Source organism: Streptomyces sp. NPDC059255 (genome assembly GCF_042752355.1).
In the GTDB taxonomy this organism is placed as follows: domain Bacteria; phylum Actinomycetota; class Actinomycetes; order Streptomycetales; family Streptomycetaceae; genus Streptomyces.
In genome coordinates, this window is sequence record NZ_JBHYZP010000049.1 from 48388 (window position 1) to 55633 (window position 7246).

8 protein-coding genes are annotated in these 7246 nt (G+C 72.2%); 4 read left to right on the top strand and 4 right to left on the bottom strand.

Annotation, left to right across the window (positions count from 1 at the left end; translation table 11 throughout):
- Positions 1–16 precede the first annotated feature (16 nt).
- The 3 genes from ACFXKG_RS37130 to ACFXKG_RS37140 are packed head-to-tail and all read right to left on the bottom strand — an operon-like array spanning position 17 to position 2255.
- Positions 17–976 carry a PDR/VanB family oxidoreductase gene (locus tag ACFXKG_RS37130; RefSeq protein WP_384848709.1) on the bottom strand — a complete coding sequence of 320 codons (960 nt, stop codon included), beginning with the start codon at positions 974–976 and terminating at the stop codon, positions 17–19.
- Positions 973–1164 (bottom strand): hypothetical protein, encoded by a 192-nt coding sequence (locus ACFXKG_RS37135; RefSeq protein ID WP_384848711.1) that lies wholly within the window; start codon positions 1162–1164, stop codon positions 973–975. Before ACFXKG_RS37135 ends, ACFXKG_RS37130 begins: the two co-directional genes overlap by 4 nt.
- Positions 1161–2255: a Rieske 2Fe-2S domain-containing protein gene (locus tag ACFXKG_RS37140; protein WP_384848714.1), complete on the bottom strand. Its 1095-nt coding sequence runs from the start codon at positions 2253–2255 to the stop codon at positions 1161–1163. The genes ACFXKG_RS37135 and ACFXKG_RS37140 overlap by 4 nt, the downstream gene beginning before the upstream one ends.
- Before the next feature lie 403 nt (positions 2256–2658).
- Here ACFXKG_RS37140 and ACFXKG_RS37145 point away from each other — a divergent pair, with 403 nt between their 5' ends.
- Positions 2659–4038, top strand: a complete 1380-nt coding sequence (locus ACFXKG_RS37145) for a DEAD/DEAH box helicase (protein WP_384848717.1) — start codon at positions 2659–2661, stop codon at positions 4036–4038.
- 76 nt (positions 4039–4114) lie between these two features.
- Here the strand turns inward: ACFXKG_RS37145 and ACFXKG_RS37150 are convergent, their stop codons facing one another.
- A complete protein-coding gene (locus tag ACFXKG_RS37150) occupies positions 4115–4696 on the bottom strand; it encodes a TetR/AcrR family transcriptional regulator (RefSeq protein WP_384848720.1) in 582 nt (193 codons plus the stop codon).
- A gap of 92 nt (positions 4697–4788) precedes the next feature.
- On the opposite strand from ACFXKG_RS37150, the gene ACFXKG_RS37155 reads away from it, so the two are divergent.
- The 3 genes from ACFXKG_RS37155 to ACFXKG_RS37165 all read left to right on the top strand — a co-directional run bounded on the left by ACFXKG_RS37155 (position 4789) and on the right by ACFXKG_RS37165 (position 7060).
- Positions 4789–5241, top strand: a complete 453-nt coding sequence (locus ACFXKG_RS37155; protein WP_384848723.1) for an anthrone oxygenase family protein — start codon at positions 4789–4791, stop codon at positions 5239–5241.
- Positions 5242–5471: 230 nt separating this feature from the next.
- Positions 5472–6293 (top strand): lipase family protein, encoded by an 822-nt coding sequence (locus ACFXKG_RS37160; protein ID WP_384848725.1) that lies wholly within the window; start codon positions 5472–5474, stop codon positions 6291–6293.
- Between the two features lie 50 nt (positions 6294–6343).
- Entirely contained in the window at positions 6344–7060 is a 717-nt protein-coding gene (locus ACFXKG_RS37165) for a DUF5995 family protein (protein ID WP_384848728.1), read from the top strand.
- The last annotated feature ends 186 nt before the right edge of the window (positions 7061–7246 follow it).

The window sequence follows — 7246 nt, forward strand, 5'->3', positions numbered from 1 at the left end:
CCGGCGCGGGCCGGCGTCACAGATCCAGGACCAGTCTCGGTCCCCGGCAGCGGGAGACACAGATCATCATCGTCCTCCCGGCCGCCCGCTCCTCCGCCGTGAGCAGCGTGTCACGGTGGTCCGGCTCGCCCGCCAGCACATCGGTCTCACAGGTGCCGCAGGTGCCCTCCCGGCAGGAGGAGAGCACCGGCACCCCGGCCGCCTCGACGGTGTCCAGGATGCTGCGCCCCGGCTCCACCGTGAGGGTCAGCCCGGAGCGGGCCAGCTCCACCTCGAACCCGCCGGAGTCCGCTCGGGGATCGGAGCCCCCGGCCGAGAACCGCTCCACGCTCAGCGCCCCCGCGGGCCAGTCGCGGCACCGTTCGGCCACCGCGTCGAGCAGGGGTTCCGGGCCGCAGCAGTAGACCAGCGTCCCCGGCTCCGGCGCGCCGAGGTACGACGCCAGGTCGAGCGGCCCCGTCTCGTCCCGCGGCGACGGCCGCACCCGGTCCCCGTACCGGGCCAGCCGGTCCAGGAAGGCCATGGACGCGCGGGTCCGGCCGCCGTACAGCAGGGTCCACCGCGCGCCCGCGGCCTCGGCGGCGGCGGTCATGGGCAGGATCGGTGTGATCCCGATGCCGCCCGCGATGAAGAGGTAGCGCGCGGCGGGCCGCAGGGCGAAGTGGTTACGGGGACCGCGGACCCGTACCGCCGTACCGGGAGTGAGCCGGTCGTGGACGTACGCCGATCCGCCGCGCCCGGCCGGTTCGTGACGTACCGCTATGCGCCACGCGGTCCGGTCGGCGGGGTCGCCGCAGAGCGAGTACTGCCGGGTGGGACCGGCGCCGGGGATCAGGTCGATATGGGCGCCGGGTTCCCAGACGGGCAGGGGGCCGCCGTCCGCGTGGCGGAGCGTCAGCGAGACGATCCCCTCGGCCTCGTCGGCGCGTCCGGCGACGACCAACTCGCTCTCGGGCTCGGGGGCGGCGCCGCTCACCCGTCCTCCTCCGCGGCGCCGGGGGCTTGTCCGGGGGAGTGTCCGGTGGGGTGGCCGAGCATCCACTCCCACATCTCCACCGGGTCCTGCCCGGACCGTTCGGCCCCGCAGTGGCAGGTGCCGTGGAGTTCGTCGCTGCCCGGTGTCCAGTCGACCCGGTAGACCTCGGCGCCGGGCGGGCGGTTCACCGGGAGCCCGCCGGGGCGGTGGCGGCGGCCGGCCGCGCCCCCTGCGCGGCGAGGCGGGCGAGGATACGGCGGGCGGCGAGGCCGCCGGTGTCGATGTTGATGCTGAGTTCCTGGTAGCCGGGGGGCTCGGTGTCGAGCGCCTTCTGCAGCAGATTCAGCGCGTCGACGTCCTGCCGGACGACCTCGCGGTTGAAGTCGTGGAGGAAGGCCGACATCTCCTCGTCGCCGTGGCCGAAGTCGCGGGAGACGGACCAGAAGTCGTAGACATGACGGCCGGTGGACGGCGTGATCGCGTAGGTGATCTCGACGTGGAACGCGTCCGGGTCGCCGCCGTCGGCGTTCGGGAGCACACCGCGCGGGGCGATCCTGCTGTGCAGCAGGTAGAGGCACGGGGCGTGGTACTCGATGTCCTGCCAGCGGGTGATGCGGCCCTCGATACCCGTGGAGCGGGAGTAGAACGGCGGGCACGCGGCGTCGTCCATGTGCCTGCTCACCCGGACGATGCCGGCGCCCTCGTCGACCTCGGTGGTCATCGGAGTCTCGGCGACCTCCGGGGTGCCGATGTACCCGCCGTGCAGATACGTCTCGTGCGAGAGGTCCAGCAGATTGTCGACCAGCAGCCCGTAGCCGCAGTCGATGGGCTCCATGCCGCCGACCGTGGTCCAGCGCGCGCCGTCCGCCAGGTGCGGCGCCCGCGGGATCACGCCGGTGTCGGCGAGCGCGGGGTCGCCGATCCAGACCCAGACGAGGGAGTCCTGCTCCACCACCGGATAGGAGCTCACCCGGGCGGTGCGCGGCACGCGTTTCTGCCCGGGGACGTACACACACGTCCCGCTCGTGTCGTACGTGAAGCCGTGGTAACCGCAGACCACCGTGTCCCCGTCGAGCCGGCCGGCCGAGAGGGGGTAACGCCGGTGCACACAGCGGTCGGCGAGAGCGACCACCTCGCCGGGCGCCCCGGCGCGGGCCTCGGTGCGGTAGAACGCGATCGGCTCGTCCAGGACCGTACGCCCGAGCAGTTCCCGGCCGACCTCACGGCCGTAGGCCGCCACGTACCACTGGTTCCTGGCGAATGCGGTGATGTGCGGCATGGGCCTGCTCCCGTCTCTGTGGTGGCGCCATTGTCCGAAAGCCCGTCACAGGGAAGCAATAGGGACGCAATACGGCTTCCGCCGTACGGAAGGTGCGATGTGAAAGGCACGTTCTGAGAGTTGCGTCCGGAGAGTTGATCTGGAATCGCCGTGGTACGCGACCGACAATCCGCACAGCCGGGTCCGGCCGTCGTTCCGCGGCCGGGCGGCGCCGCCGTGGGCGGCCCGGGCGGTGCGCCCCGTGCTAGCGTGGAGCGTTTGCAGCGTCGCTGTGCCCGGTGCCCGGTTCACGGTCCCCCGGCCGGTGGCCGCGTCCCCGCCGCGCCTTCCTCGGTACGGTCCCTTCGGAGGAAGGCTCTCTGTGAGCGAATCAGTACGTGCCGATGCCCGGCAGCCGGATGAGATGTCAGAGGTGTCGGACGCCACCACGGCTCCGCCCCCGGCGGCGTCCTTCGCGGAGCTGGGGCTGCCGGCCGAAATCCTGCGGGCGCTCGAAGAGCACGGTGTGACGGTGCCCTTCCCCATCCAGGCGGCGGCACTGCCCGACGCGCTCGCGGGACGGGACGTCCTGGGCCGGGGCCGCACCGGATCCGGCAAGACGCTCGCCTTCGGCCTGGGGATGCTCGCCCGGACGGCCGGGCGGCGCGCGCGGCCCAAGGAGCCGCTGGCGCTCGTTCTGGTACCCACCAGGGAACTGGCCCAGCAGGTCGGTGAGGCGCTCACCCCGTATGCCGAGGCGCTGCGGCTGCGGCTCGCGACCGTGGTGGGCGGGGTGTCCGTCGGACGGCAGGCCGCCGTGCTGCGGGACGGCGCCGAGATCGTCGTCGCCACGCCCGGCCGACTGCACGACCTCATCGACCGCAAGGGATGCCGGCTGGGACAGGTGCGCATCACGGTCCTGGACGAGGCCGACCAGATGTGTGACATGGGGTTCCTGCCACAGGTCACCGAAGCCCTGGACCAGGTGCGTCCCGACGGGCAGCGCATGCTGTTCTCCGCCACCCTGGACCGCGATGTCGACCAGCTGGTGCGGGACTACCTGCGCGACCCCGCCGTCCACTCCGTGGACCCCTCGTCCAGCGCGGTCTGCGGGATCGAGCACCATGTCTTCGCCGTGCACGGCCCGGACCGGTATGCCGTGACCACGGAGATCGCCGCCCGGGACGGCCGCGTCCTGCTGTTCCTGGACACCAAGCACGGTGTCGATCAGCTCACGCGGCATCTGCGGGCCAGCGGTGTGGCGGCCGCCGCCCTGCACAGCGGGAAGTCCCAGCCACAGCGCACCCGGACCCTGGCCCAGTTCAAGAATGGGCAGGTCACGGCTCTGGTCGCGACGAACGTCGCTGCGCGCGGCCTGCATGTCGACGACCTCGACCTCGTGGTCAATGTGGACCCGGCCACCGATCCCAAGGACTATCTGCACCGCGCGGGCCGGACGGCCCGGGCCGGCCGCTCCGGCACCGTCGTGACGCTCGTCCTGCCGGGACAGCGCCGCGAGACGAGCCAGGTCATGGCGGACGCCGACGTCGCCCCCAAGGTCACCACCGTGCGATCCGGCGAGGCGGAGCTGAGCCGGATCACCGGCGCCAAGGCCCCCTCCGGAACGCCCCTCGACGGCGGGCCCGCCGCGCCGCGGCCCAAGAACCACAACGCCCCGTTCCGTGGCCTGGGCAGCACCAAGGACGCGAAGAGCGGCTCCGGCGGCAGGCCGTCCCGCAGGAGCAGCGAGGCCCACAAGCTCGCGGAGGCCCGCAAGGCGGCCCGGGTGCGGCGCGGCGGCTGATCCCGGCTCGGGCCGGACCCGAGCCCGGATCCCGTACCCGGCCCGGGCACACGCGCGCCCGCCGCCCCGGACCGGCTCACCGGGCGTGCGGGACGAAGCGGTCGACCAGGAGGGTGAGGCGGTCGGCGACCCGGTCGGCGGGGAGGCGTCCGGTGCGGGTGAGGGTCGCCACCCCGTGGAGCGCGGCCCAGAACGTCTCGGCGAACAGGTCCGGTTGGTCGGGGTGCGCGGGGTCGGCCAGTGCGCCGAGCAGGGCCTGGAAGGCGTCCCGGAGCGGCGGTGGGGTGGCGTCGTCGGCGTAGGGGAGGCCGTTGTCGAGGGTGAACATGGCGTCGTGGACGGCGGGGTTGCGCGCGGCGAAGTCGGTGTAGGCGCGGGCCAGCGCGCCGGCCGTGCCCCGGCCCCCGGTCCCCTCGGGTGCCGCGGCCCGTAGTGCGGTGGTGAGTTCGGCGAACCCTTCCAGCGCGACGGCCCCGACGATGTCGTTCCTGCCGCGGAAGTGGCTGTAGAGCACGGGCTGGCTGTAGTCGATGCGCTCGGCGAGACGGCGTGTGGTGACGGCGTCCCAGCCCTGGGTCTCGGCGAGTTCGCGGGCTGTGGAGACGATCAGACGGTGGCGGTCGGCCCGCTCGCGTTCCTTGCGTTCCTGTACGGACATGACACGATGCTAGCAGCGCTAGACAATCGAGCGATGCTATGGCTAGCATCGAATCGAGTCCTAGCGACGCTAGGAAGTGATGGGGAGGGCACATGCAGGACGTACTGGCTGTGGTGACCGTGGTCGTGGTCGGGGTCATGGTGGGGGTGGAGTTCTCGGTGGCGTTCTTCGTCAATCCGATCCTCGACCGGCTTCCGGACGACGGCGGACTCGACGCCCGGAGCGACGGGGCGCGGGTTCTCGGCCGGATCATGCCGTTCTGGTACATCGGCTCGGTCGTTCTCGGCGCGTTGTGGGCCGGGTCGGCATGGGGCGGCGCGGGCGCGACGCTCGTCTGCGCGGGCACGGCGCTGCTCGTGCTGAGCGTGGTGATGTCGGTCCTGCTGCTGGTGCCGATCAACGCGCGGGTCGCGACCTGGTCGCACGAGGGCGTACCCGGGGACTGGAAGGAGCAGATGGGACGGTGGGACCGGTTCCACCACGTCCGGGTGGCGGTCATCGTGCTCGCCTTCGCACTCTTCGCGGTCGCTGCCGTCCAGGGCTAGGGTCGCGGCCGGGCAGGGCTCACCGCCCGTGGTTCCGTCAGCCACCGGTGTGGTGCGCTGCGCCGGTGGCAGGGGAAGCGTAGGCCGTCCGGATCCCGGCAGGCGTGTCGGTCCGGTGCCAGGACCGTGCCGGTGCGAAGTTTCCCTCACTGTCCGTGGCGGAAGTGGCTGTGCGCGACCGGTGGGGTCGCCGGCCTTCCTCGCCGCCGTGAAGGAAGGAGCCCTCCCCCGTGACCGCCCCCGTCGTGATCGACCAGCGCTCGACCGCTTACAGCCCGGAGCGTGCCTACTGGCTGGCCCTGGCGTCCGAACTCGCCTACCAGGACGAGGCCACCATCGAACGTCAGGCCCGTGAATGGGGCTTCGACCAGGTGCGCCACCACGAGACCCGCTTCACCCCGCCGTTCCCCCTGCAGGACACCCAGGCGTACACCATGGCCGGCGACGACATGATCGTCACCGCGTTCCGCGGCACGGAGCCGCAGCAGATCAAGGACTGGCTCACCGACGCCACCACACCGCCGAGCCCCGGCCCGGGCGGCACCGGCTACGTCCACCACGGCTTCGCCCAGGCACTGGAATCGATCTTTCCCGATGTGCGCGCCGCCCTCGGCGAACTGCGCGGGAACAACCAGAGCGTGTGGTTCACCGGACACAGCCTCGGCGGCGCGCTGGCCATGCTCGCCGGCGCCCGGATGCACCTGGAGGCCCCGAAGCTGACCGCCGACGGCGTCTACACCTACGGCCAGCCCCGCACCTGCGACCGGATCCTGGCCACGGCGTACAACAAGGGCTTCGGCCGCCGCATGTACCGCTTCGTCAACAACAACGATATCGTCCCCCAGCTGCCGCCCGAGCCCGTCTTCGCCCATGTCGACGCCCTGCGCCACATCGACTCCCACGGAAAGATCCGCGAGTCGATGACGCTGATGGGCGGCCTCGCCGACCGTGCCGCCGGGCTGACCGCCGACGCCCTCGCCCCGGCCACGGACGGGATCCGCGACCACGCGATGCGCAGCTACCTGTCCGCCCTGGAGAAGAACCTCCCCTGACCGCGTTCCCCGCCCCCCCGCACCCCCTCGCCACCGAAGGAGAACCATTCATGGCCACCGTCACGAACGCGCCCACCACCATCGACGAAGCCATCGCCCGTATGCGGCAGATCGGCGCCGATCTCGACCCGAGCGACGGCGTCGGCTGCTTCAACCGCATGTACCTGAAGGTCACCGAACTGGTGAAGCGGAACGTCACCGAAGGCACGTTCCAGGACAGCGCGTTCCTGGAGCGCATGGACGTCATCTTCGCCGGGATGTACCTGCGCAACGTCGACGCGGCGATCGCGGGCCGTTCCGTCGACGCGGCCTGGGCGCCGCTGTTCCGGGCCCGCGACAACCACGTCATCTGGCCGATCCAGTTCGCCCTCGCCGGGATGAACGCGCACATCAACCACGACCTCGCCGTCGCCGTCGTCGAGACCTGCGCCGAACGCCGCACCACCCCCGGCACCCCTCCGGTCCACCAGGACTACGAGAAGGTCAACGACCTGCTCGCGAGCGTCGAGGCGGAGGTGCGCGCCGAGTTCGAGATCCAGATCGTCAAGGTCGCCACCCAGGACGCCGAGACGCTCAAGCACGCGCTGAGCAAGTTCTCCATGGCCGCCGCCCGCGAAGCCGCCTGGGACACCGCCCAGGTCCTGTGGCGCGAGAAGAACGGCATCAACCCGCTGGCCTACAGCGGCCACGAGATCGCCCTCGGGGAAGCCGTCGGCGTCGTCGGCGAGAGCATCCTGCTGCCCGTCGTCCCCCCGCCGCCGGCCTAGGACCTCCGGACCTTCGGGACCTCCGGAGAAATCGGGGTCCGGGGACGTTCGCCGCGCGGACGGCGAAAGTCCCCCGACGCCCGGGGGCCCCCGGCCCGGAGACGAACGCCGCGGCCCCTTGTCAGGCCCCCCCGCCCGCCGGCCCCCCCGATCATAATCGCCACCAGCGGGTCCACCCCCACGAAG

Coding starts and splice junctions, on each gene's coding strand:
- ACFXKG_RS37140 (WP_384848714.1), bottom strand. CDS start 2,255: ATGCCGCACATCACCGCATTCGCCAGGAACCAGTGGTACGTGGCGGCC.
- ACFXKG_RS37145 (WP_384848717.1), top strand. CDS start 2,659: ATGTCAGAGGTGTCGGACGCCACCACGGCTCCGCCCCCGGCGGCGTCC.
- ACFXKG_RS37150 (WP_384848720.1), bottom strand. CDS start 4,696: ATGTCCGTACAGGAACGCAAGGAACGCGAGCGGGCCGACCGCCACCGT.
- ACFXKG_RS37155 (WP_384848723.1), top strand. CDS start 4,789: ATGCAGGACGTACTGGCTGTGGTGACCGTGGTCGTGGTCGGGGTCATG.
- ACFXKG_RS37165 (WP_384848728.1), top strand. CDS start 6,344: ATGGCCACCGTCACGAACGCGCCCACCACCATCGACGAAGCCATCGCC.